23 protein-coding genes are annotated in these 24242 nt (G+C 45.7%); 9 read left to right on the top strand and 14 right to left on the bottom strand.

The genetic code is table 11. The features are described from left to right. Positions 1-105 precede the first annotated feature (105 nt). Positions 106-1428, top strand: coding sequence for a hybrid sensor histidine kinase/response regulator (locus QUB68_RS16240; RefSeq protein ID WP_332994272.1), 1323 nt, complete (start codon positions 106-108; stop codon positions 1426-1428). A gap of 458 nt (positions 1429-1886) precedes the next feature. Here QUB68_RS16240 and QUB68_RS16245 read toward each other — a convergent pair whose 3' ends face one another. Both QUB68_RS16245 and QUB68_RS16250 read right to left on the bottom strand, forming a co-directional pair. Next, positions 1887-2426, bottom strand: coding sequence for a GIY-YIG nuclease family protein (locus QUB68_RS16245; RefSeq protein ID WP_332994274.1), 540 nt, complete (start codon positions 2424-2426; stop codon positions 1887-1889). A 59-nt stretch (positions 2427-2485) separates the two neighbouring features. Further along, positions 2486-2812 (bottom strand): hypothetical protein, encoded by a 327-nt coding sequence (locus QUB68_RS16250; protein ID WP_332994277.1) that lies wholly within the window; start codon positions 2810-2812, stop codon positions 2486-2488. Positions 2813-3018: 206 nt separating this feature from the next. On the opposite strand from QUB68_RS16250, the gene QUB68_RS16255 reads away from it, so the two are divergent. After that, positions 3019-3819, top strand: coding sequence for a hypothetical protein (locus tag QUB68_RS16255; RefSeq protein ID WP_332994279.1), 801 nt, complete (start codon positions 3019-3021; stop codon positions 3817-3819). 229 nt (positions 3820-4048) lie between these two features. On the opposite strand, the gene QUB68_RS16260 is transcribed toward QUB68_RS16255, so the two are convergent. Further along, a complete protein-coding gene (locus QUB68_RS16260; protein ID WP_332994282.1) occupies positions 4049-4891 on the bottom strand; it encodes a sulfite exporter TauE/SafE family protein in 843 nt (280 codons plus the stop codon). A gap of 41 nt (positions 4892-4932) precedes the next feature. Between QUB68_RS16260 and QUB68_RS16265 the strand changes: the two genes are divergently transcribed. Then, positions 4933-5142, top strand: a complete 210-nt coding sequence (locus QUB68_RS16265) for a hypothetical protein (protein WP_332994285.1) — start codon at positions 4933-4935, stop codon at positions 5140-5142. Here QUB68_RS16265 and QUB68_RS16270 read toward each other — a convergent pair. Further along, on the bottom strand, positions 5139-5981 hold the full coding sequence (locus tag QUB68_RS16270; RefSeq protein ID WP_332994287.1) for a pentapeptide repeat-containing protein: 843 nt from the start codon (positions 5979-5981) through the stop codon (positions 5139-5141). The two genes, QUB68_RS16265 and QUB68_RS16270, sit on opposite strands and share 4 nt — an antisense overlap. A gap of 275 nt (positions 5982-6256) precedes the next feature. Between QUB68_RS16270 and ilvD the strand changes: the two genes are divergently transcribed. Next, complete coding sequence (gene ilvD / locus QUB68_RS16275; protein ID WP_332994290.1) at positions 6257-7942, top strand: dihydroxy-acid dehydratase; 1686 nt, start codon at positions 6257-6259, stop codon at positions 7940-7942. A gap of 198 nt (positions 7943-8140) precedes the next feature. Continuing rightward, positions 8141-8473 carry a hypothetical protein gene (locus QUB68_RS16280; protein ID WP_332994295.1) on the top strand — a complete coding sequence of 111 codons (333 nt, stop codon included), beginning with the start codon at positions 8141-8143 and terminating at the stop codon, positions 8471-8473. A 225-nt stretch (positions 8474-8698) separates the two neighbouring features. Here the strand turns inward: QUB68_RS16280 and QUB68_RS16285 are convergent, their stop codons facing one another. The 3 genes from QUB68_RS16285 to QUB68_RS16295 all read right to left on the bottom strand — a co-directional run bounded on the left by QUB68_RS16285 (position 8699) and on the right by QUB68_RS16295 (position 11814). Then, positions 8699-9277: a Uma2 family endonuclease gene (locus QUB68_RS16285; RefSeq protein WP_332994297.1), complete on the bottom strand. Its 579-nt coding sequence runs from the start codon at positions 9275-9277 to the stop codon at positions 8699-8701. Positions 9278-9391: 114 nt separating this feature from the next. Next, positions 9392-9919, bottom strand: a complete 528-nt coding sequence (locus QUB68_RS16290; protein WP_332994299.1) for a hypothetical protein — start codon at positions 9917-9919, stop codon at positions 9392-9394. A 74-nt stretch (positions 9920-9993) separates the two neighbouring features. Then, positions 9994-11814: a sensor histidine kinase gene (locus QUB68_RS16295; RefSeq protein WP_332994302.1), complete on the bottom strand. Its 1821-nt coding sequence runs from the start codon at positions 11812-11814 to the stop codon at positions 9994-9996. 556 nt (positions 11815-12370) lie between these two features. Here QUB68_RS16295 and QUB68_RS16300 point away from each other — a divergent pair. Continuing rightward, entirely contained in the window at positions 12371-14002 is a 1632-nt protein-coding gene (locus tag QUB68_RS16300; protein ID WP_332994305.1) for a YcjF family protein, read from the top strand. A 225-nt stretch (positions 14003-14227) separates the two neighbouring features. Here QUB68_RS16300 and QUB68_RS16305 read toward each other — a convergent pair whose 3' ends face one another. Continuing rightward, positions 14228-15361, bottom strand: a complete 1134-nt coding sequence (locus QUB68_RS16305; RefSeq protein ID WP_332994307.1) for an adenylate/guanylate cyclase domain-containing protein — start codon at positions 15359-15361, stop codon at positions 14228-14230. An 860-nt stretch (positions 15362-16221) separates the two neighbouring features. Between QUB68_RS16305 and QUB68_RS16310 the strand changes: the two genes are divergently transcribed. Further along, positions 16222-17151 carry a phosphoribulokinase gene (locus tag QUB68_RS16310; protein WP_332994308.1) on the top strand — a complete coding sequence of 310 codons (930 nt, stop codon included), beginning with the start codon at positions 16222-16224 and terminating at the stop codon, positions 17149-17151. A gap of 191 nt (positions 17152-17342) precedes the next feature. Here QUB68_RS16310 and QUB68_RS16315 read toward each other — a convergent pair whose 3' ends face one another. Continuing rightward, entirely contained in the window at positions 17343-17543 is a 201-nt protein-coding gene (locus QUB68_RS16315) for a hypothetical protein (protein WP_332994311.1), read from the bottom strand. Between the two features lie 111 nt (positions 17544-17654). On the opposite strand from QUB68_RS16315, the gene QUB68_RS16320 reads away from it, so the two are divergent. Beyond that, positions 17655-18635 (top strand): ABC transporter ATP-binding protein, encoded by a 981-nt coding sequence (locus QUB68_RS16320; protein WP_332994694.1) that lies wholly within the window; start codon positions 17655-17657, stop codon positions 18633-18635. 31 nt (positions 18636-18666) lie between these two features. On the opposite strand, the gene QUB68_RS16325 is transcribed toward QUB68_RS16320, so the two are convergent. The 4 genes from QUB68_RS16325 to QUB68_RS16340 all read right to left on the bottom strand — a co-directional run bounded on the left by QUB68_RS16325 (position 18667) and on the right by QUB68_RS16340 (position 21905). Further along, on the bottom strand, positions 18667-18858 hold the full coding sequence (locus QUB68_RS16325) for a hypothetical protein (protein WP_332994314.1): 192 nt from the start codon (positions 18856-18858) through the stop codon (positions 18667-18669). Between the two features lie 122 nt (positions 18859-18980). After that, positions 18981-21383 (bottom strand): ATP-binding protein, encoded by a 2403-nt coding sequence (locus tag QUB68_RS16330; RefSeq protein WP_332994316.1) that lies wholly within the window; start codon positions 21381-21383, stop codon positions 18981-18983. 114 nt (positions 21384-21497) lie between these two features. Further along, positions 21498-21671, bottom strand: coding sequence for a hypothetical protein (locus QUB68_RS16335; protein WP_332994318.1), 174 nt, complete (start codon positions 21669-21671; stop codon positions 21498-21500). Positions 21672-21719: 48 nt separating this feature from the next. Next, entirely contained in the window at positions 21720-21905 is a 186-nt protein-coding gene (locus QUB68_RS16340) for a hypothetical protein (protein ID WP_332994321.1), read from the bottom strand. Between the two features lie 281 nt (positions 21906-22186). Between QUB68_RS16340 and QUB68_RS16345 the strand changes: the two genes are divergently transcribed. Continuing rightward, the gene (locus QUB68_RS16345) at positions 22187-23011 is read left to right on the top strand and encodes an ATP-grasp domain-containing protein (protein WP_332994322.1); all 825 of its coding nucleotides are present in this window, start codon (positions 22187-22189) and stop codon (positions 23009-23011) included. A gap of 272 nt (positions 23012-23283) precedes the next feature. Here QUB68_RS16345 and QUB68_RS16350 read toward each other — a convergent pair whose 3' ends face one another. Then, positions 23284-24009, bottom strand: coding sequence for a DUF6658 family protein (locus QUB68_RS16350; RefSeq protein WP_332994326.1), 726 nt, complete (start codon positions 24007-24009; stop codon positions 23284-23286). Positions 24010-24242 lie beyond the last annotated feature (233 nt).

Raw genomic sequence — 24242 nt, forward strand, 5'->3', positions numbered from 1 at the left:
AAATGATAGGAGAGAAGGTTCGTAGTGAGGACTTTAGTCCTCATAAACTCAGAGGACTAAAGTCCGAACGATCAAACCTATAAAGGTTATTTTACGAGAGTAGATATGAATGACGAAGCAACTCCCATCTTAAAAGGGAATATTTTAATTGTTGATGATGTTCCGAATAATTTGCACCTTCTAGCTAAAATACTCTCCAAGCAAGGCTACAAAACCCGCACCGCACCCGACGGCCAACTAGCTCTAAGGTCGATCGAGTTAACTCCTCCTGATTTAATATTGCTGGACATCATGATGCCCGGTATGGACGGTTACAAAGTCTGCCAAGCCTTGAAAGCTTCTGCCACAACCAAAGACATTCCCGTTATTTTTATCAGTGCTTTAAATGAAGTGTTCGATAAAATTAAAGCTTTTGAAGTAGGCGGGATAGACTATATCACTAAACCGTTTCAGGAACAAGAAGTTTTGGTGCGCGTCTCCACTCAACTCTTACAGCGCCAGTTGTTCCAACAAACACAATCCTACGCCCAGCAACTCGAACAAACTTTAACTGAACTCAAGAAGACTCAAGCTCAGTTAATACAGAAGGAAAAAATGGCTTCATTAGGTCAACTAGCGGCAGGAATTGCTCACGAAATTAACAATCCCGTCAACTTTATCTCCGGCAATATTGGTATGGCGGCTGACTATGCACGAGATTTGGTTCGCCTCGTCACATTGTACCGACATTACTACCCGCACCCCGTGGCAGAAATTGTCGGCGAATTGGACAAAATTCAACCCGACTTCATCGCAGATGATTATCCAAAACTGCTGCATTCGATGAAAGATGGTGCTTCTCGAATTAGCGAGATTGTGCTGTCTTTTCGCAACTTCTCCCGCCTGGGCGAAGAAAAGTACAAGCCAGTGGATATTCATGAAGGCATTGACAATACTTTAGTTATTTTGCAACATCGCCTCAAGGGAGCAAACAATGCCAGTGAGATTGAGGTCATCAAAAACTACAGTAAACTGCCAAAACTCACCTGTTATGCCAGTCAGTTAAATCAGGTGTTCATGAACCTGCTAACTAATGCTATTGATGCCCTACAAGCTCAACCGTCTCCCCGAAAAATTACCATCAGCACTTCAGTAACTTCTGAATCGGAACCTGGGCTACACAATCCAGATTCAAAATTAGCAACTCAAAAGTATCAATCCGTTACGATTCGCATTACTGATAACGGTTGCGGGATGAGCGAGGCAGTGCGCCACCGGATTTTTGACCCATTTTTTACTACGAAGCCTGTCGGCAGCGGTACTGGACTGGGATTGGCTATCAGTCACGATATTGTAGTGGAAAAACATGGAGGTCAAATCAGTTGTATTTCCCATCCCGGCATAGGGACAGAGTTAATTTTGGAAATTCCGATAGCTGTTAAATGTTAGGTGTTAAATGTTAACAAATGGAGATGATATACCGTAGGGAAACGGCACTGCCGTGTCCGGCGCGGGGAATATGGACATGGCCTCGCCAATTAGTGTCAACTTAATCGCAAACCTATTCACAGACTGCTGTTTACCGCCGAGGCCCGATCCCCCTAAATCCCCCTTAAGAAGGGGGACTTTGAGAATGCTCTTGTCCCCCCCTTTTTAAGCTACCGTGTACACACATCTCTGTGTAGAACGAAAATCCTCGGAGATCCCCCTAAATCCCCCTTAAAAAGGGGGACTTTGACTCCGGTTCCCCCCTTAAAAAGGGGGGCTAGGGGGGATCTCAGGACTTGTGTGTACACCGTAGCCCTTTTTAAGGGGGGATCGGGCTTCGGATAGAAGCGAGATTTTCCATGGTTTCAAGCTTAAGTTGACCCCCATAGACATTGCCGTTTTTCTACGGTTGGTAGTAGTTATTTTAAATCGAGCAATCCGCTAGTTTTCAGCTTGGGATTAAACCGGATTTCTTCAGTTACACCGCGAGCTTTGAGCAGCGATAAAATTTCATTTTCCACGCGCCGCGCTACATTTTTCAACAATTTATCTTTAGCAAGTTCATCGGCGACGATACCTTCATAGTTGGCTACTTCTTGGGCAGTCATCACGGTTTTGGTGTCTATGGGATCGTTCCACTTAGCGGCATCCGCACCGTTTCCCTGGGGCTGGGCACCGTTTTCGGCAATCCAACTTGCTCGGATGTTTTCTAGGATAGTGCGGCTGGGCTTGTCGATAGTTTGGACTTTTAGCCAGTAGCAATATTCGGTTTGGCGCACCAAATGCTGTTTGAGGCTGAGGTAAGTATCGCGGGAATAGCCGACAAATTGCAGCACTTTGTCGCTGTCAAAAATCGCGTACACGCCGATTTTTCCCTGGACAAATTCGGGCAATTTTCCTTCTGAGTCAATGTAGGGAAAGAATTCTAAGCTGGCGAGAGGGTGAATGTCTTCTGTCATCCGATTTTAGATTTTAGATTTTAGATTTTAGATTAAACCACAGATGAACCAGCTTTTAACTAATTATTGAAAACGCGATAAATGGCGCAGAGACGGCTGGGTTTAAATATTTTGGCTTGGAACATGAAATTAGGCGGGACGTTGACGATCGCAAAATCGCTCGATTCGTGATACTTTTCAAATTCCGCAGGCATTCCCTTGGGCGTCTCGCTGCTGTAAGGGACTGGTTGAAAAAGTAACTCGGCAAACTCAATGCGCGAGCTCGCGCATTGCAGCGCTACTTGTTTGAGAAAGCTTTCACTGGTTAACAAACCGAACAGTGCAGCTTTAGTATCTGGTTCGAGGACAAAACTGCTATCGTAACTTTCAATAATTTTGAGACCCATTTTTTCTATACTCCTGACAGACGGCGGCGCATTCTGAATTTTACCCGACATCGGTCGCTTGGAGGGCAAAACACTCATCCCACAGCAGGCGGCAGAAGTCAATAAAAACATCACAATCCCGAAATATTGACAAATAGCTCTGTTTTATTTGCCGATCGCTTTTATCATGTCCGTATCGAAATATATCAGACTACGACTAAAAGGCTATGCAGAAGATCGAAGACGCATCATTCCCAGCTTTGAGAGTTTCCCCAAACCAGCAGGATTGGCTAGAATTGGCAGAATACGCCTCTATTGCCGGTTCAGCGATTGGCACGATTGCTGCGGGATTGTCGGGACAATTTCTCTACGCTGCCGCCCCGCTAACCGCAGCACTATCGCTGAATCTCGCCAATCGCCAGCGTTTCGAGCAACAAATGCAACAAAAGGCAAATTCTGCGATCGCGGAGGTACAGGCCGCAGCAGAAGGTCGATCGCAGCAAATTCAGATCCTGCCTGGAGAACCTGCGGAACTCTACAGCGCCGTCTCGGACTTGAAACAAAAACTTCTGGGCTTGGAATCGAGCGCCATCGCCGACTTACAAGGTGCCGTAGCATCTCTCGAACGCCAAACACAGGCGCTTCCTGCGGATTCTCAGGAACTTTACACCATCCTGTCAGATTTGCAGCAAAAACTCCGCATTTTGGAAAATAGCGCCCTCAGAGAGCATGATTGGGAAAATGTCAACGTCCGATTTTTATTGATGGGCGAAAAGTTAACTGAAGTTAAAACTATTACGGCCCAGTTACAGGAGCGATCGACTGAAGTAGACTTGGATCAAATCCAAGGTTCTCTGAAGCAATTGCAGGTTTTGCTCGATCGACCGACAATAGACGCAGCGACACTGCAAACCGAGATTCAGCATTTGCAAAAGCAAGTTTCCCAGTTGCAGCGCCAAAATCAAGAAATTGTCAAGCCTTATTTGCAGCGTCTGACTCGCGCCGTCAAGAAACTCTCAGAAAATTAGTGGTTCTACAGTAGACTTGAATTGCAAAAATACTTTGGACGATGCTCAGAGCAACGTCCCACAAGAAAAAAAAACTTGTGGGATTGGCTTTGAGCATCGTCCATAAATTTGATTGACAACAATTTTGCACTTCATTCGATTCCAGTGCGAGCGTCCCCGCGCGTGCTTTATGGGCGCTGACGCTCGATATCAATCATATTTCACCGGATTTGATACGATTTATTACCAATTACCCATGACTAAATTTTTGCCAAGCTTGCCAAAAAACATAGATCGATAAGATTGCCAAGAGCGATCGAAAGGCTAAACTAATAGTGCGATCGGGCAATCTCGGCAAAAACCTGGTGCTGATTTGCGCGCCCAACAAACCGCCGCCGCCCAAAACCAACCCCACAACCCACAAAACATTGCCGCGCGCCGCGTGTCCCGCCGTCGCCGAAATTGCCGTAATCACGATGACGCCCAAACTCGTTTGAATTGCCGTTTTAATGCTTTCTCCTAACAGCAAAATTTGCAGGGGAACCATAATCACGCCGCCGCCAACGCCGAACAAACCCGCTAATAAACCCGCCGCACTGCCAGTCGCAATTTTCGCAAAAGTGGGATTGAATAAAATATGGGAATTACTTGGTAATTGAGCATTTTCCGATTGCCCCGATTGTCCTGCCAGTTCCCCTGCTTCTGCTTCCGCTTTCTTTTTAGCTGTCAGGTGCTTGCGAACTTCAATCAAATAAATATTCAGCCACAACAACAACCCAAAAGAAAGTAACAGCAAATAAGGGGGAAATATCCCCGCCAAATAAGCACCGATTTGTGCTGTGAGCACGGCGGGAAATCCGATGCCTGCGACTTGACTCAAGCTGAGGTAGCCCATGCGCCAATTCTGAATGCTGGCAGAAAGAGCTGTAATCACGATCGACAAACCGCTAGTAGCAACCGCTTGCACCGGATCGTAGTTGAGAGCAACCAAAAAAGGTACGAGCACCGTACCGCCGCCGATACCCAAAAAACCAGCTAGAATTCCGGTAAAAAGTCCGGCCGCACCCAGAATCAATAATTCGCTGACAGTCATTATATCAAGTCCGGTTAATTGCTAATAAAACCTCTACGGGCATGGGGCATAGGGCATTGGGCATGGGGCATTGGGCATGGGGCAAACAGGGCAAACAGGGCAAACAGGGCAAACAGGGCAAACAGGGCAAACAGGGCATGGTCGGACAAAAGTATGATAACTATTCAACCGGACATGATATTAGTCAACTGTCAACTGTCAACTGTCAACTGTCAACTGTCAACTGTCAACTGTCAACTGTCAACTATTAAGAGTCATTAGTGGTGCCATCAGGCATAATTGCCCGCCTCAAATCTGCATCGCGGAAGTTAGTTCGATTGAGATTAGCGTCAATCAAAACCGCTTCCACCAAAACAGCCCCGCTCAAATTAGACCAGCACAGTTTGGCCCGGTACAAATTAGCACCGCTCAAGTTAGCTCCGCGCAGCGTTGACCAACTCACATTCGCAACTCTCAAATTAGCATTGCTGAGATTAGCTTCGGTGAGATTAGCTCCAACCATGGTGACTTGGCGCAAATCTGCCCCAGTCAGGTTGGCCCCGCTGAGCATCGCCCCGCTGAGAATTGCCTGAGTCAGATTAGCTCTTTCCAGAAGCGACTCGCTGAGGATAGCATTTGTCAGGTTTACCGCTTTGAGAGTTGACCAACTCAAATTTGCCTTCATCAAATTAGTGCGAATCATGGTAGCTTCCGTTAAGTTGGCCGCAAACAAATTCGCTTCAGTAAAGTTGGCTTCGGTCAAATTAGCTTGCGTCAAATTAGCCTTGGTCATGTTGACTTCTCTCGCCATTGAGCCGCGCAGGTTGGCTCCGCTCAGCAGAGCCCCGCTGAGATTGGCGCGGCTCAAATCGGTACCGATGAGATTTGCTTCGCTGAGATTGGCTTCAGTCATGTCCACCCCTGCCAATTTCACCTCGCGCAAGTTCGCTCCCGTCAGGTTAGCGCCTTGGAGGTTTGCGTCTTGGAAATTCGCTCTGGTAAAGTTAGCCTCGCTGAGGTTTACCCCTTTTAAGTCGGCGCCGGCGAGGTTAATCTCTCGAAAAATTCTTTCTCCGGCCGCATATTGCCTCAAAATTCGATCGGCCTCCATGTCATTCGCCTCGCAATTTTTGTTTCAAACGTTAGAGTGATGGGTTTTACCACATCATCCCAGATAACCACGGTATTCACCCTGTACGCTTTAGTATCTGTAGAATTTTGGCACTGCTTTCGGGGCAATGCTGTGCGAATCTATTCTAGAGGGCCTCAAAAATATCAACGCTTCTGAGAGAATCAAAAATAGCGTAAGACTATCAGCACTAAGCAGTTAACAGCCAGCAGCCAAGAAAAACAGACAACACAACAACAGACAAAGGAAATTTTAAAATGCCTGAAAATTTGAGAAGCCAAGCTGTGACTGGGGGCGTGCAGCGCTCACCCAACCGAGCAATGCTGCGCGCCGTCGGTTTTGGCGACGGCGATTTTACTAAGCCCATTGTGGGCATTGCTAACGGGTACAGCACGATTACGCCCTGCAATATGGGATTGAACGAGCTCGCTTTGCGGGCTGTTGCGGGTGCCAAAGAAGCTGGCGCCATGCCGCAGATGTTCGGTACGATTACTATCAGCGACGGGATCTCGATGGGAACCGAAGGGATGAAATATTCTCTGGTGTCGAGAGATGTGATTGCAGATTCGATAGAAACTGTTTGCAACGGCCAAAGTATGGACGGGGTGCTGGCTGTCGGTGGCTGCGATAAAAATATGCCGGGGGCGATGATTGCGATCGCCCGCATGAACATTCCTGCTATTTTTGTTTACGGTGGCACGATCAAACCTGGACACCATAACGGAAAAGATTTAACCGTTGTCAGCGCTTTTGAAGCTGTCGGCCAATTTAGCGCGGGCAAAATTGATGAAGCAGAGCTCACCGCAGTGGAAAAAAAAGCTTGTCCGGGTGCGGGCTCCTGCGGCGGAATGTACACCGCAAATACAATGTCCAGCGCTTTTGAAGCGATGGGCATGAGTTTGCCCTATTCTTCGACAATGGCTGCTGAAGATGCCGAAAAAGCTGATAGCGCGGCCGAATCTGCCAAAGTTGTGGTGGAAGCGGTTCGCAAACAGTTGTTACCGAGCCAAATTTTGACACGAGCGGCCTTTGAAAATGCGATCGCGGTAATTATGGCGATCGGCGGTTCAACCAACGCTGTGCTGCATTTATTGGCGATTTCAAATACGATCGGCGTTGAACTGTGCCTCGACGATTTTGAAACAATTCGAGCCAAAGTGCCAGTCTTGTGCGACCTCAAACCAAGCGGCAAATACGTAGCCGTCGATTTGCACAAAGCCGGCGGCATTCCGCAAGTCATGAAAATGCTTTTGGAACGCGGTTTGCTACACGGCGACGCCCTGACAATTAGCGGCCAAACTATTGCTGAAGTGTTAGCAGATATTCCAGCCGAACCGCGCGCCGATCAAGATGTCATCCGTCCTTGGAACAACCCGATGTACGCCCAAGGACATTTAGCAATTCTCAAGGGAAATCTGGCAACAGAAGGAGCCGTTGCTAAAATTACAGGTGTTAAAACACCAAAAATTACAGGCCCAGCGCGGGTATTTGAATCGGAAGAAAATTGTTTGGCTGCAATTTTGGCCGGCAAAATTCAAGCCGGAGATGTGATTGTCATCCGCTACGAAGGGCCCAAAGGCGGGCCGGGAATGCGCGAAATGTTAGCACCAACTTCGGCAATAATTGGTGCAGGTTTAGCCGATTCTGTCGGCTTAATTACTGACGGCCGCTTTTCCGGCGGAAGCTACGGCAGGGTTGTCGGTCACGTGGCACCAGAAGCGCAAGTTGGCGGCACAATTGCTCTGGTAAATGAGGGCGATTCGATTACGATTGATGCTAACAATCGCTTGTTGCAGCTCAATGTTGATGATGCAGAATTGGAGCGGCGCAGGGCTCTTTGGCAGGCTCCTAAACCTCGCTATACTCGGGGCGTTTTGGCTAAATACGCTAAGTTGGTTTCTTCTAGCAGTCTGGGTGCTGTGACTGATTTGGGTTTGGGTTAAAGAAGGAAGGCTTTTTTTAACCGCAGATGAACGCAGATGTACGCAGATAAAATACTATCTGCGTTCCTCTGTGTTCATCCGCTGATATCTGCGGTTAAAAAATCCCAATCGAATTGGGGTATATTGTGCGATCGCCCCGCTAGCTAACACACCTGAAAAATTGCTAAAATAACGGATATACAATAGCGATGCACCCCCATGACTGAATCTAGCAATATCCCCAATCGTGTCGATCGCTTAGAAAATGATGCGATCGATATTAAAGTAGCTGTTAGTGCTTTAATTTCTACAACTGAAGTACACCAACGCAATTTTGAAACCATCAACCGCAATATTGAAACCATGAACCGCAACATGGAAATTCATCAGCGCAATATGGAAGCCACGAATCGTAATGTCGATGCCATGCTTCAACTCATGACTCAAAGCCTTCAGCGGATGGAGGTGGTGGAATTAGATATCCGGGGTCTCCAGACTGAAAATCGACGCATTCTAGATATATTGCAGCACCGCAATACTGACGGTGAGTAAAGTTTTGCACTCCCCAAAATTATACACCAATCGATTAAATAACCCGGTTTCTGCCCACCCGTACATAAATCCTAATCGGAAGAAATGGAAACAATATTACTTATAGTCCTGGATGCACTCCGACAAAGAAACCGGGTTTTTTACCTAATCTGTGGGTTGCAACACGTCTTTTCGTAAAAAAACCCGGTTTCTGGGCCCCTATGCGTCCAGGACTAACTTAGCTAATCAGCCCTGTCCGAAAACCTTCACCGCTTCAGCAAAGTCAGTCTCGCCCATCAAAATGCAGCGTTTCAATAAATCGATATTCAGCGTTTCTAACCCTGACAACTCACTCTGAATTACTTCTTGATAACCATTTTCTCGCAGGTGATACAACCGCAGCGTGCCATCTTCCCAAAACCACACCTCCGGCACGCCCAAAGCTCGATATTTTGATAGTTTATTAACTCCGCCGCTGGTATAAACTATCTCGATCGACAAATCGGGGATTGATTTAGCTGTCTCGAAACAAAACGATTTGTCTGCTTGCGTTGAAACTTCTCCGGTTTTCTCCTGTGTCATCGAACCGGAAGGGTAAAATCTGATGCCCTGTGTTAGCAGAAAAGTAGTCACCAGATAGCCGATAATTTCAGAAAAGTTTTCGTGTTGAAATCCCGGCATCAGAATCTCTATCGCCCCTGCAAAAAAAGATAGCTTAACTCCGGGTGAATCTTCCGAAGCTTTCTGGATCAACTTAAATTGATCCCAATTGCCACCGAGCACTACTCGCTGATCGATGGTTTGGCGATCGAGAATTTGTATCATGGCAAATTCATCTAAAATTGGTATTATCCATTATTGTAATTGCGATCGGGCGATCGCCCTTTCTATCAAAAAGATCGATCGCCCGTTAATCTCTCTCTCCAAAATCTCAGGAAATTAGCCCTTATTCAAAAAGCGGCTAGCCATCGACATGGCGTCAGTAATATCTACGTCGCCATCTCCATCTGTATCTAAAAACGTATTCAAAACCGGATTTGAACCCTGGGCTGGATTTTGGGCGTTGCCACCGGTTTGCAGCAAATTCAGCACTAAGGGTACCAAAACAGGTATCATCGCTTGCACTGTGGCGTTATTCAAGCCTGTTCTTTGGGCGATATCGGCTACTATCTGCGTCAGTTGGCCGGCCCCAAACAAACTCTGTACCGCTTGCGGATTGGGACTTGTGCCGCTAAATTGGTTGACAACTGCTTGAGCTTGTGCATCTCCAGATTGCGATCGCACGTTTTGCAATGCCGATCGCACGTGTCCGCCCAAAACCGACATTGCTAGCTGAGTCGTGGCCGAATCAACGCCCTGGCTGCCGCTCAACTGCTCTACCGCACCCAGAATGTTGCCCAACTGATTGGGACTTGCTTGTTGGTTGGGATTGTCGATCGCGCTCAAAATTTGGTCAAATAGTCCCATAATTTTCGCTCCTTGCTGTAATTGCTCCAGTCTAGATTAACCTATTACCAATTACCAACTCCCGATCGTATATTCTAATGCTTAATCGGCAGGGCGATCGCAAATTCCGTCCCCGTTCCCACCTCCGACCAACAATTAATCGTTCCGCCGTGTTTCTTGACGATAATTTCGCGGCCAATTGCCAATCCCAAACCAGTACCGACACCTCTCGGTTTAGTCGTAAAGAATGTTTCAAACATTTTTTCTTGACTCGCTGGCGGTATTCCCATACCGTTATCCGAAATTCGTACCACCACTGAGTCGTCATCCAAGTATTCTGTACTAATCGTAATTCTCGGTCTAAAATTCCGTACTTCCTGTTGGATTAACTCCGAATTCGATTCTTGATTCGCCTCCTGAGAGCGAGTTTTCTCAAGTTTTGCTTTCTCTTCCACAGCATCTAGTGCATTGTTGAGCAAATTCACAAACACCTGATAAAGCAAACCCATATATCCTTCAATATTCGGAATATTTGCATAATTTTTCACCACTTCAATGCCCTGTTTGATCCGGCTGTTGAGAATCAGCAAACTGCTATCTATGCACGCGTGCAAATCGACCGGATGAGGCACAGTATCGTCGAGGCGAGAAAAATCTTTCAAACTTAAGATAATAGCTTTGGCTCTTTCAGCGCCCACTTGCATCGAGTCAAATATTTTGAGCAAATCTTCTTTGAGAAAATCTAGGTCTATTTCTTCAGCTTTTTCCTTGACTGCGGGAGGCGGATTGGGGATTTCGGTTTCATAAGTTTTGAGCAAATCTAAAATATCTTCCACATAATTTTTGGCGGGGTCGATATTGGCATAGATAAAATTGATTGGGTTGTTAACTTCGTGAGCAACCCCAGCCAACATCCGCCCCAAAGTTGCCATTTTTTCATTTTGAAGTATCAGGCTTTCTTGTTCGGATTTCACTTCTTCTAGCAAGTGATTTACTTTCAGAATCAGTTGATTCATCGCAGCAGCTAATACTCCCACTTCATCGGTGCTGGTAACTGGTACTTGCAACTGAAAATTAGATTCTTCACTCACTCGCTGAGCGATTTTAGTTACAGCCGCCAGGGGTTTGGCGATCGCCCGACTGGTGAAGCCCGCTAGCAGTGCTGCAACTACGATCGACAATACGATACTACCGACAATTATTCGCACCCGCAGCTCCTGGGCTTGCGACAGAGCCTCCCGCGCTGCATCTTCTTGGTCTTGGGCGCGATCGATAATTTCTGCTAAATCATTGACGGCTCTATCTATTTGCAACCCAATCTTATCTCGATCTAAATTCGATAGTAACGTGCGTTTAACACTTTGTCTGGCGGGATTCTGTCGCAAATTACTAATTTGTTTAGCAACTGTTTCTAGCTGTTTAATATAATTAGATAGTAGCGAATTATAAGTTTTACTAAAATGTTGTAAGCCTTCTATCTGTCCCATACTTTTCTGACTTTTAAGCTCAGATACCGACAACTTCAAACTGTAAATATTGTTTTGTAGCTGTTGGTATTTCCTGTTGAAAACATCGGGCTGTTCGAGCGAGTAAATCAGCCGCTCTTGGCTGTTTTGCGTCCGCAGTAAAGCCACCTGCAACTTATTTAAAAGCTGACTTTCTCGATCTATCTGTACTTGATTGTTAGTTCTGCGATAGTAATGATTGCCCGCCAGCATCCCGACAGTCGTTCCTCCAATCGTCACACAAAGAGCCAGTGCGTAGCCGCCGCAGATTTTGTCACCAATACTGAGGTTGCCGAAGCAACGGGCTAATCGATCGAAATAATTGGGCTTGGGTGGCCGGATCTCTTTGATGTTATACTCGCAAGAGGTAGGGAGTTCTTGTGAAGCCTGGTTATGATGTTTGAGCTGCATAGATGCGAACCTGTGAGTAATTCACGCACTGACGATTAAGTCTAACTTAACTTACCGTTGATTTAAGATTGCCGCCTGATACTTAATTTGATAATTTTTGTGAATTAGGACGCTCTTACCCTGCCTAAAAAATCCGGTTTTTCGTTTCCGCTTTCGGGGCTTCCCTGACGCACTTGCGTTAAAAAACGGGTTTCTGCGTACTTAATGTGATATTTGTTTCGGCATAAAAAAGTATGGCTCGACAGGCGATCGAATAAATCACGTAGCTACAATTACAGGCTGGGGCGCGATCCTCTTCGTTGGTGAGCCTCCCCGTAGGGGCGGGCTTTCATGTATAGATCGCGAAAGCTAACGCTAACGCACTTGTCAGTCTGCACCCGCTACCGCTCAAACCCGCCAAATCGCCCGCAAGACAAGCAGAATCGGAATTTGCGGGCTAAGCAGTGCGATCGGACACTTCGCCATTTGAGATTTGATATTTTAGACTTCCAACCACTGAGGACGATCGCGGTAATGTAAAAATCAAAGTATCACCCTTTTATTTGCCCCTCCCCTCATGCCTTTGCCGCGCCTGTTAACCTTAATTGCTGCTTTCTGCCTCACCCTGGGGCTGATTATTGGGCTGGTGAGTTCCTTAACAGGGCTTTACAGTCAAGTTGCGTGGTCTGCTTCTCCACTGCTGGCTAATTTGCTGATTTTCCTGATAATTGTACTTTTGGGAACCCTAATTTTTGCCTTATTTTACTATTTTAGGCTGCTGCAACGCCCAGGGAAAGTTAAGGGAAAACGGGCGATTAATCCCAAAGTTCCTGTTATTAAAAGTGAAGCTGCTTCGGAAAATCTTAAAGCAATTAGACAGCAAGTCGATCGCATTCAAGACGAAGTAGCGCGGCAAGCTTTGCTGTTAAGAGCCCGCGAAATAGAAGCTAGCATGGCCCGCGGTAGTGTTCGGATCGTTGTTTTCGGTACCGGTTCTGCGGGTAAAACTTCCGCTGTAAATGCCCTCGTGGGGCGGATGGCGGGACAAGTGGGGGCGCCGATGGGAACTACCGAGGTTGGAGAAACTTACACTCTGAAATTGAAAGGAGTCGATCGCGAATTAGCAATTACTGATACCCCAGGCATCTTGGAAGCGGGAGTAGCGGGGACTTACAGAGAGGAATTGGCGCGTCAGTTGGCGGCCCGGGCTGATTTGATCTTATTTGTCTTGGACGGCGATTTGCGTAAATCTGAGTACGAACCGCTGCGAACTTTGGCCCAAATTGGCAAAAGGTCGATCGTGGTGTTTAATAAAGTTGACCTTTATCCCGACAGCGACAAAGACGAAATTGTCGATCGGCTTCAGCAGCGAGTTAAAGGTTTAGTCGCAGCAATGGATGTCGTCGCCATTAGCGCCAACCCGCAAAAAGTTGTACTAGAAGACGGCACAATATTTCAGCCATATCCGGATATTATGCCACTAATTCGGCGCATCGCAGCAATTTTGCGAGCCGAAGGCGAAGACTTAATTGCTGACAATATTTTGCTGCAATCCCAGCACTTAGGAGACCAAGCGCGCAAGTTAATTGATGCTCAAAGGCGGCGCGCCGCGGATAAAGTAGTAGAGCGCTTTCAGTGGATCGGAGCCGGAGTAATTGCCGTAACACCTTTGCCAGTTGTAGATTTGTTAGCGACAGCAGCAGTTAACGCTCAAATGGTAATAGAAATCGCCAAGATTTACGGCTGCGAACTAAATATCGATCGCGCGAAAGAATTGGCATTGTCTCTTGCCAAAACCCTCGCGAGTTTGGGAATAGTTGAAGGCGTAATTCAAGTAGTGTCAAGGGCGCTGCAATTAAGCGTCGCCGGGTTTGTACTCGGCAAAGCCATTCAAGCAGTCAGCGCCGCTTATTTAACCAGAATTGCCGGCAAAAGTTTCATTGAATATTTCCGCCACGATCAAGATTGGGGCGACGGCGGCATCGCCGAAGTCGTGCAAAAGCAGTTTCAGCTAAATCGCAAAGACGAGTTTGTCAAAGCATTTGTCAAAGATGCGATCGCCCGCGTTGTCGAACCTCTGAACATTTATCACCCAGAAGCATCAGAACCAGAATTAGAAATGCCAGAAGAATTGGAACCAGAACCCTTACATCAGCCCCGTGGCGACGATTGGGAAACTTACAGCAACAAGCGACACGATGAATGGTAAAACGCAAGTCTCGTAGGGGCGGGTTCACCCATATTTATGTTATAAAACCCAAAGATTTATCAACCCGCCCCAACCAAACGAGAGGATTTTATGCGACGGATTCGCTCCCTGTAAATCATCGATGGGTGGGGGCGGGTTTATTAATATCAAGTATGTGAATTATAGATTGTTTGTGAACCCGCCCCTACAGGATTTATATCTATTTAATCGGACACTAACTAATGACTAACTTCGCCCCAGCAAAAAATAAGCCATCATTTCTCCTTTACCTTTAATCTCAATAGCACCGCGCAGTTTAAACGAAAATTTATCTTTTAAACGCTCGTAAACCGCAGCAGTTACCTGAATTTCCCCCGGAATACCGTTTGATTCCATCCGGTGAGCAACATTCACTGTATCGCCCCACAAATCGTAACTGAATTTAGTTAAACCAATGACTCCCGCCACCACGCCACCAATATTGATCCCAATGCGGAGACTAAAGCTGTGATTGTTTTTGGCATTGAAGCTAGCGACAGCAGCTTGCATATCCAGTGCCATTTGGGCGATCGCCAAAGCGTGATTTTCCTGCGGTTCCGGCAAACCGCCGACTACCATGTAAGCATCACCAATAGTTTTGATTTTCTCTAAACCGTGCTGTAACGATAACTGATCAAATCCACTAAAAATTTGATTCAGAACTTTTACTGTTTCTGCCGCACTTTTTTGAGATGCAAAATTCGTAAATCCCACCAAATCTGCGAATAAAACGCTGACATCCGAAAAGCTGTCAGCAATTATGCTTTGTCCTGACTGCAATCGCTCGGCAATCGCTTTTGGCAAAATATTTAAGAGCAATTGTTCAATTTCGTCTTTCTGGAATTTGGTTGTTTCCAACAGCAACCGCGTTTCAATTTCTGCCTGTTCTCGAAAGGCAATTTCCCGCTGCAACATCTTATTTTTCTCCCTCAGTTGCAGTTCTAATTCCCGCAGCCGCAATTGATTTTCAACCCGACTTACAACCTCTATGGCTTCAAAAGGTTTAGTAATGTAGTCCACTCCACCAGCATTAAACGCTTTCACCTTATTAGAAACTTCTACCAAAGCACTCAGAAAAATAATGGGAATACCGCGAGTGCGATCGTTCGCTTTCAAGCGACTGCAAACTTCATAGCCATCGAGCCCGGGCATCATAATATCTAGCAAAATCAAGTCAGGCTGAGTCAAATTCACAGAATCTAGCGCCTGTTTGCCACTTGAGGCAAGTTGTACTTGATAGCCTTTTCTCGATAAGATCCGCTCCAGTAACGTTAAATTGTTAAGACTGTCGTCAACAATTAAAATACTGCCCCTAAAAGGTTGAGAATATGGTTGATTCATCGGCTTGCTACGGGCTAATACAATGTGAGATTTTAGATGAGAAATCACTTACTGAATCTGGTTGATATTTTGCTTGCAGTTGCCTTATTTGAGGTAGGTGGTATTAGTTAAAATTAAGATTAGTTTCAAATGTTAGAACTTACCAGAAAGAATTGGTTTAAAGCCTCCACCCTTAAAGGCTAGAAATTAAAATCAGACTATTCATTACTCCAATCCTCTTCCTTCTAGGTAGAGGTAGCTGTCAACTGTCCCAGGTCAACTGTCAACTGTCAACTGAATGAAGCACTGGCGCTTCTTAACTTGATTTTTTATCAAAAAAACTTCGTTGTAGCAGGGGAGCAAGAGCAAAAAAACTCGGTTTAGGAGCGCTGAATTACGTCCTAAACTCAAATTTATACTAATTTGTCATGCACAGCGAAAGCTTTGGCTAAAACTTTATATTGCGGGTAAATCGATCGCCCTCCGCGTCGATTGATGGACTGGCAAGTTGAGTGGCTGCTGGCGGATTGTTTTGAAACCCAAAATATCTCAGAAGTCCCACCGCTGCTGTAATTTGCACTACACTCACAGACTGCCGGGACACTTGGGAGGGCGAATTTTCGCGAAATTCTGAGGATAACCGGACTCAAGGCTAAGAGCGACATTGCGGGCGATCGAGAAATGGGCGTGATTTTTTGATCGGATGCTCCCTGAGTCTCCGGTGCTGCATTTTATTAAGAAATAATACAATAATTTTTCCGAGTGGGAAAAATCCGGAGGGAGCAAGTTAAACCATGCGATATCGCGATCGGATCGAACCAAATTTTGATACTATTTAAGATTGAGAACACAATTTGCTATTGTCCGTCGGGGTAAAAACAATGAGCGATCGACCAATCATTCTCGGTATTGTCGGAGACAGCGCAGCGGGCAAAACCACCCTGACGCGAGGAATAGCCCAAGTATTGGGGCCAGAAAATGTCACTGTGATTTGCACGGATGACTATCACCGCTACGACAGAAAGCAGCGCGCCGAAATCGGACTCACAGCACTGCATCCCGACTGCAATTACCTCGACATCATGCAGCAGCACCTCAGCCTGCTGCGCACCGGACAAGCAATTCTCAAACCCATTTACAACCACCACTCAGGTACATTTGATCCGCCGGAATACATCAAGCCCAGTAAATTTGTAATCGTTGAAGGTTTGCTGGGTTACTCAACGCGAACCATCCGCGATTCTTACGATGTAAAAGTGTATCTCGCTCCCCCAGAAGCACTGCGAACTCAGTGGAAAGTTAAACGCGATATCATGAAACGCGGTTATACTGAAGAACAGGTGCTTGCAGAAATGGAAAAGCGGGAACCGGATTCAGAAGATTATATTCGCCCCCAGCGCAAATTTGCTGACGTTGTAGTTAGTTTTTACCCGTCAGAAGCAGACAAAGAATCAAATTTGAGCGTTCGTTTAGTGCTGAGGCCGACAATTCCTCACCCAGATTTTACTGAAATTTTAGGTCGAGGCAGCGAGAGTTTTAAACCTGCAATTCGCTTAGGGCTCGATCGCGATATGGGCAAACCTGTTGATGTTTTGGAAGTACACTCCCACGCTACTAGCGAACAAGTAAACGAACTAGAAAAGATTTTGTGCAACGAAATGCCGCACCTGCGTGGATTTTGCAGCGCCCAAGGCAACCCGGAAATTGGTAAACTAATTGGCACAACTGGCGAAGTTCTGCAAAGTTACCCGCTAGCTTTGACGCAGTTGCTAGTTGCATATCACATGATGAAAGCTATTCATTTGTATTAAGCTGTACTGCATTTAAATTGCATATTTCGGGCGATGCTCTGAGCATCGCCCCACAAGAGTTGGATTATTTCTGTATTGACTGTAGGGTGCGTCAGGGGAAATTCTTAGTTTACAGTCAAAATTTTATACCCTGACGCACCTTGCAAACAGGAATTTTTTAAATAAGTCGGATATCGGGGTATTGTGTTTGATTAAGGATAAATTCTCGGTGCTACTTTAGTAGGATTAACACTTGCCAATTGCTGAATTGGCAGTGAGACTGGCAATTGACTTTGAGGTGCGGGCAGCATTTCGCCTCGGAAGTCGAGGATGGTGACGAGCAGCAGGTAGGCAACTGCTAACATTATAGAAATCACGCCGGTGATAATAGCAATAATTTTTGAACGTTCCATATTTAGCAAAATTTAAGTGCAGCTAATATTAGCTTAACATTAAATAGAGCAACTATCACTCTCTGTTGTGCAATAGAATATAATCAGATGCTAGTTATTTCTCTGACGAAAATGGAACCTCTTATAGATGCGCCAACTCCCACCGAGATGCCCGGGGCTACCCCAGTGGTGGAAACATTTAATCTGGGGAAGTTCTACCGTACTGGCTTCTGGATGAACGAAAAAATTGAATCGCTCAAAAGTTGCACTCTGACTGTCTCTGAGGGGGAAACTTTCGGGTTGTTAGGGCAAAATGGGGCGGGGAAAACTACGCTGCTGAAGACTTTGCTGGGTATAGTGCGGCCGACTTCCGGCAGGGCGCTGCTGTTGGGGAGGCCTTTGGGCGATCGCACTGTGAAGCAGCGAGTCGGCTATTTGCCAGAAAATCCGTACTTTTACGATTATCTCACGGGCTGGGAATTCTTGCAATTTGCCGCGGGCTTGTTTGAAATTCCCCCCTCGATTCAGCGGCAGCGAATTCCGCATTTGCTAGACTTAGTTGGGCTAGCTCAATCGGCGGCAATTAAAAAACAGTTGCGCCAGTATTCTAAGGGAATGCTGCAACGGATCGGCATGGCTCAAGCTTTGATTAACAATCCAGATGTGGTATTTTTGGATGAGCCGATGTCGGGTTTAGATCCGATGGGACGCTATCAGATGCGGGAGATAATTTTATCGCTGAAAAATCAAGGAAAAACGATTTTTTTTAATTCGCATATATTGTCGGATGTGGAGAAGATTTGCGATCGAGTGGCAATTTTGGCGAGGGGTGAATTAATCTGCGTTGGGGCGATAGACGAACTCTTGGGCAATACTAAAACTTACCGAGTTGAAGGTAGGGGCGGCCATTTGAATATCCTGCACAAATGGATACCGGATATGGAAGTCGATAATGATTTGTGGTACGGTCATTTGCAGGGCGATCCGAAGGAGTTTATTTCTAGTCTGAGCATGACGGGAGGGCAGCTAATTGGGATGAATTTGGCTAAGCCTTCTTTGGAAGAATTTTTTATGCAGAAACTCGAAGAAAGAGGGATTTATTCGAGCAGTTGAAGGGTGTTTTGCCTGCACAGCATATCTGTGTTTATTGATGTCTTTGTCGCTGGGGAAGAAGGTACGCAAACTGGTGCTGGTGCTGCGACAACCGATCGCACCTGACTCGCATTGAATCAATCATCTTCGGTAAATCTTCCAACAGATAATCGATGTCTATCTCTGGCGCGCGATCGGCAATTTCCTGTGAAACTGCACCAAAGCGATACAAGATATAGAGCAATATCCTTGGGTTAACGTTTTTTGTGATTGCCAACCCACTCACTCCTTCGACAGAGATCTCTTATAAAAGCAATCGCAGTCAGCGGATTGAGATCGAGAGGTTATACCTCCAGGAGTGTTTAATTATAATTTATGTTTCACAGGCAAAACAATCGCAAACTCAGTCCCAACTCCTGGCTCCGCATTTACCTCGATAGTGCCGCCGTGTTTTTCTACCGCAATCTGACGGACAATTGCCAACCCCAATCCAGTTCCTTTGCCGACACCTTTTGTCGTGAATAAATGGTCGAATATCTGCTGTTTCACTTCCTCTTTCATCCCGGTACCGTTATCAGCAATTTTAATTTTAATATGCGCTTCGCCCAGTACATCGGTACAAATGGTGATACGGTTGGGCTTGATGGCAATTTCGTTAAAACCGCGTCCCAGATTTGAATCTTCTAAGGCATCGATCGCATTGGCAAGCAGGTTCATGAAAACTTGATTCAGTTGACCGGGAAAACATTCGATTTTAGGGAGATTGCCGTATTTAGTTATCACTTCGATCTGCGGGCGGTGTTCGTTGGCTTTGAGGCGGTGTTTCAAAATTAAAATAGCGCTATCAATGCCCTCATGAATATTAAAGGGAACTTTGTAGTCTTTGTCGCCTCGGGAGAAGGTACGCAAACTGGTGCTGATACTGCATATGCGATCGCACCCGACTTGCATGGAATCAATCATCTGCGGTAAATCTTCCAAGAGATAATCGAGGTCAATCTCTTCGGCATGATCGGCAATTTCCGATTTCGGTGCATCCGAGCGATACAATTCTAAGTGTTCCACAACATCTGCCAAACTCCTTTTAGCTTCGCTTAAATTGCCAGAAATAAACCCAATCGGATTGTTAATTTCGTGGGCGACTCCGGCGACTAAATTGCCCAAAGCCGACATTTTTTCGTTTTGCACGAGTTGGAGTTGTGCTTGCTGCAAATCTTTTAAAGTTTGTTCGAGCTGTTGATTTTGCTCTTGCAAAAGTTCCTCTGAGCGCTTGCGCTCGGTGGCATCAACACCTAAACCAATAATCCCGATCGTCTCGCCCTGGGAATTTTTTAACTGCACTTTCGTGACTTCTAAATAGTGTTGTTTGCCGTCAACAAGTGTGAGAGTTTCGCTGGAGTAATGCGGCAAATCTTGGGCAAGGCAGGCGGCATCTGAAACCAGACAGTTCGCTGCATTCTCCCCCAGTATATCTTTGTAATGATCGACAGCGAGGAAAGCGCTCAGAGGCACGCCCACATCTTGACAAAAGGTATTGTTAAAAAACTGTACTTTACCGCTGGGATTAACCATCCAAATCCAAATCGGAGCGACATCAATAATCGCTTGGAGCATTTGTTTCTGCTCTGCAAGCTGAGCTTCGGTGCGGCTGAATTTTGTTAGCAATCGCTCTAATTGTTGGCTGTAATCCTGAGATTTTTTATAGAGCAGAGCATTTTTAAAACTGATGGCTGCTTGGGAACACAGGAGATTGAGAAGTTGCAGGCGCTCGCGCGTAAAAACTCCTACAGTTAACCGATTTTCCAGATACAAAATGCCAACTAAGTTACCTCGATCGAGAATCGGCCAGCACAGCAGGCTCTGCGCTTGGTATTTGAGGATGTAAGAATCAGACTCCCAATCGCAATTTTGAGCGATGTCCCGCACAATCACAGGTTTCAATAAGTTTTTAACGCAGTCAACCATTTTTAGGGGCAGGATATCGCTGTTTTTATCGAGTGTTGGCGATGGTAAGCCGATCGCCCGCTCGACTCCCAAACTGTCGATCGCCCGGAGCGCTGCGATTTCCCATTGATTGCCGTTTGGCAAAATCAGCACTGCTTTGTCAGCGCCTGTATTTGTCATCGCCAGTGGCATCAGTTTGGCAATCAGTCGATCGAGTTCAATTTCACTAGAGAGCGTTTGACAAGCTTTTAGCAGAGTCGAAAAAACTCCGAAATCAGAGATGCTCGCCGAGACAGACGGATGAATAGATGGAGGCAGCGAGGGATTTTGATTAGCAGTTTTTGCGACAGTTGCTAATAGATTTGCCGCCAATTTGGCTGGCAAAATCGGTGACAACAATTGGGGATAGCATTTTTCTAAGTCATCTATTTTGGCTGTTTCTCCCCAGCGGACATAGCAATCATAGGCGTCTATCATGTAGACTCGGGCAATTTTTTCTCTTCCCCATGACAGGTAAAACTTAGCAGCGAGTTCGCACGCGAGAGCTTCTTCGTTCAAATATTCGTGAGCTTTAGCTCCGGCAATAGCTCGATCGTACAATTCCATTGCTTCTGCTTTCTGCCCCAAAACGCGCCGCCATTCTGCCTCAACCAGATCCAACTTGTGCTGGCAATCGATCGCGGTGAGGTGCGCGCATTCTTTAAGTTTTTTCTGACTCGCGCCAACGCGCTTGAGGATTCGTTGGCGCTCCGTCGGTGCGGCACCTGCATAAATTGCCAAATCTGCCAGCGCATCGTAAAAGTGTTGCATCATCGTTACTAGCATCGAAACGCAATTTTCAAAATAAGGTTTGCTTATGTTGCCCCTGTCTGTCGGCTGCGGATTGTGGCTCAAATATATCGCGTATCTGTCGCCTCTATTTTCTAAATTTGAGTCCGCTCAATTGGGTAGATAACAGTCAAGATAAATTCCCATCTTGCCAGATTTCATATATTTGTCAATGATGCGACTCGGTTCGAGTTGCGCCCGTGAAAGTTTGTTGGCTTGAGGATGATTGAGAGCGATGTAATTAACAGCAGTTGATGCAGCTCGATCGCATTCTGGGAGCCACAACCAGGCTGTAATTGCCTGCGCAGGATTTTATACTGCTGTAATTGTGTCCTAGATGTCAAGATTTTTGACATTCGCGCGCCGGTTACGAAACTGCAAGAGTTTGCTGCTACCGGGCTGCGGGTGTTTCTCGGGTGCTGCCGGGACAGCAGGCGAGCGAGAATTAATGTAAAATCGAGCGATCGGGCGATATCCAGGCATTACTGTCAAATCTACTACATCTACTGTTGCATCCATATCCGCTGACCCCAACCCCGGCATTAACTTAAAAATAGTTAGTGTATCTATCTTAGGACATAAATAGCATAATTTTCGAGCTGTAGATCTAAAATGCCCATACTCTGCTAAGTAACAATATTTTATACTTGGGCGATCGGGATTAGAGCCTTATACTTAGGTATAAGTTGCTGCGGTGAATATTAAATGCGGTGAAATGAACGAGAAAGACCGTAGGATCGCGACAGTAGTGGGTCTGGCTAAATACAATGTATAGCTAAGTAAATTGAAAATAAGTCGATATGAAACCAGTAAAATGGCTGATTGAAAAAGATATCTCTGATGTGGAAGAGCAATTTATCGGAGAATTGCAGAAACAAGGATATACATACAAAGAAATAAAATATCTCAATTTTCGCCCAGAAGCAGCAAACCAATATTTTCCCGACCACGATTGTGTATTATTTAAAGGAAGTTTAAATTTAGGTCGGGATATCTTGAGAACATCTTGGATTCCCGGAGCTTATATGGATGAAAAAAATCTCCGCTGCTCCACCTACTACACTTACTTCGGTCAATATTTACTAAATAACAAATACTTCATTCTCTCTTTGGGAGAATTGGTAAGAAGAAGAGCAGAAATTCTCGAATACTTCAGATCGGACGGAGATTTGTTTGTCAGGCCCGACAGCAATATGAAATCGTTTAGGGCTGGGGTTTTCAACCTGAATATCTTAAATACCGTGCAGTCTCTGGGAAGCGAACTAAAAAGAGATGAAACAACTTTAGTATTAGTCAGTCGCCAGCGAGCAATTACTAAAGAGTGGAGATTCTTTGTTTATAAAAATCAAATTATTACCGGTTCTCTCTACTTAGTCGGAGAAGAAAGAGTCGTTGAAACAATCAGAGGAGGTTATTTAGAAAACTATCTGACTCAAGTATTAAAGCAAGTGAGCTGGTATCCAGAAGCTCTTTATTCAATAGATATTTGCGAATCAGACGGAGAGCTTTATTTGCTAGATCTTGGTTCTTTTAGTTGTGCCGGAGAATACGGTTGCGACTTGAGTTTGATGGTAGAAGCTGGTGCAAAAGCAGCACTGGAAGATTGGGAAAATGTCAACAATTAAGGGCGATAAAAATCCTTCATTCAGTTGACAGTTGACAGTTGACAGTTGACAGCTTGCCCGCTCGCGCAGTCGAAGGGATGAGGGCGACCTCTACTTAAAAGGAAGAGGATTGGAGTAATGAATAGTTTTCTTTTAATTTCTCCCCGATCAGGGTTCCGGCTTTAAACCAATTCTTTCTGGTAAGTAGGTTGACATATCTATTGCCGGTTCTGGGCGAAAAACGAAGCAATCGCAAAAATTGAGATTGCTTCGTTTCTCAAGGTTATTTGAAATTAGTCGATCGCGTCTGCGGCTCTTTCTGCTGCTCGTTGAGTTTTGTCGATATCTCGATTCACCTTGGCGCGAACCTTGTCGGAGGTATCTTCAGCGCTGTATTTTACATTGCGCGCTGCATTTTTGACATTTTCTTGACCTTTGGCGGTATTGTATTTCAGCGACTCAGTACCTTCTGCTACTCTTTCTTTTGCTCCCTCTGTCGCTTCTTTAACAATGTCTTTTGCTCCCTTCAAGCCTTCCCGAGTGTTTTCTTTAAGATTAGCAAAACCTTGTTTGGTTTTGTCGCCAAAGTTATCAGCTTTCTGCTGAGCCGTGCGAACATCGTCATTGAGTTTTTCGCCAATTTGGTCGAGTTTGTCCGGCGCATCGTCCGCTACCCGCCGCACGTTTTCGCCGACATTGCTGCTAGATTTGGTGTCGATGCGTTGCTGCGCTTGATCCTTGAGAAGCTGAGCTTTTGCTTCTGCTGCTGTAACGTTTGGGTTTCTGGGATCGTCATCACTGTATTGATTCTGGCCGCCTTTGTATTCGGAAGTTACAGCCCCTGAAGGCACTTCTTCTCTAATTAGGTCGGAGGTTTTTGCTGTTGGCTCGGACGTTTTTTCTGACATTACATCAGCGCGAGTACAGGCAGTGCTCACTAATACTAAAATGCCGGCGAGAAACACTGTTAAAATTTGTACAGCTCGAATTTTTTTCAGAAACGCAGTTAGTCGGTTCATAAAAATGCTCCTTTCTATTGTGAGATGCTCAAATGCTTGCTGGTTCTGTAGATGGCTAGCATTAAAGAATTAGGCGTTTAGACACTTTTTTAAGTATACGAATAGAAACAGGAGTTTTTCATCTATCTCAAGTTAGATTCCTCAAGTTATATTTGCTACTGAGCGCGTACACTGCGTTGAAAAATTTTGCGTTTTGGGAGCAAAAAAAAAACCTTCCGGTCAGGAACCAGAAG

The organism is Microcoleus sp. A006_D1 (assembly GCF_036702805.1).
GTDB lineage: Bacteria > Cyanobacteriota > Cyanobacteriia > Cyanobacteriales > Microcoleaceae > Microcoleus.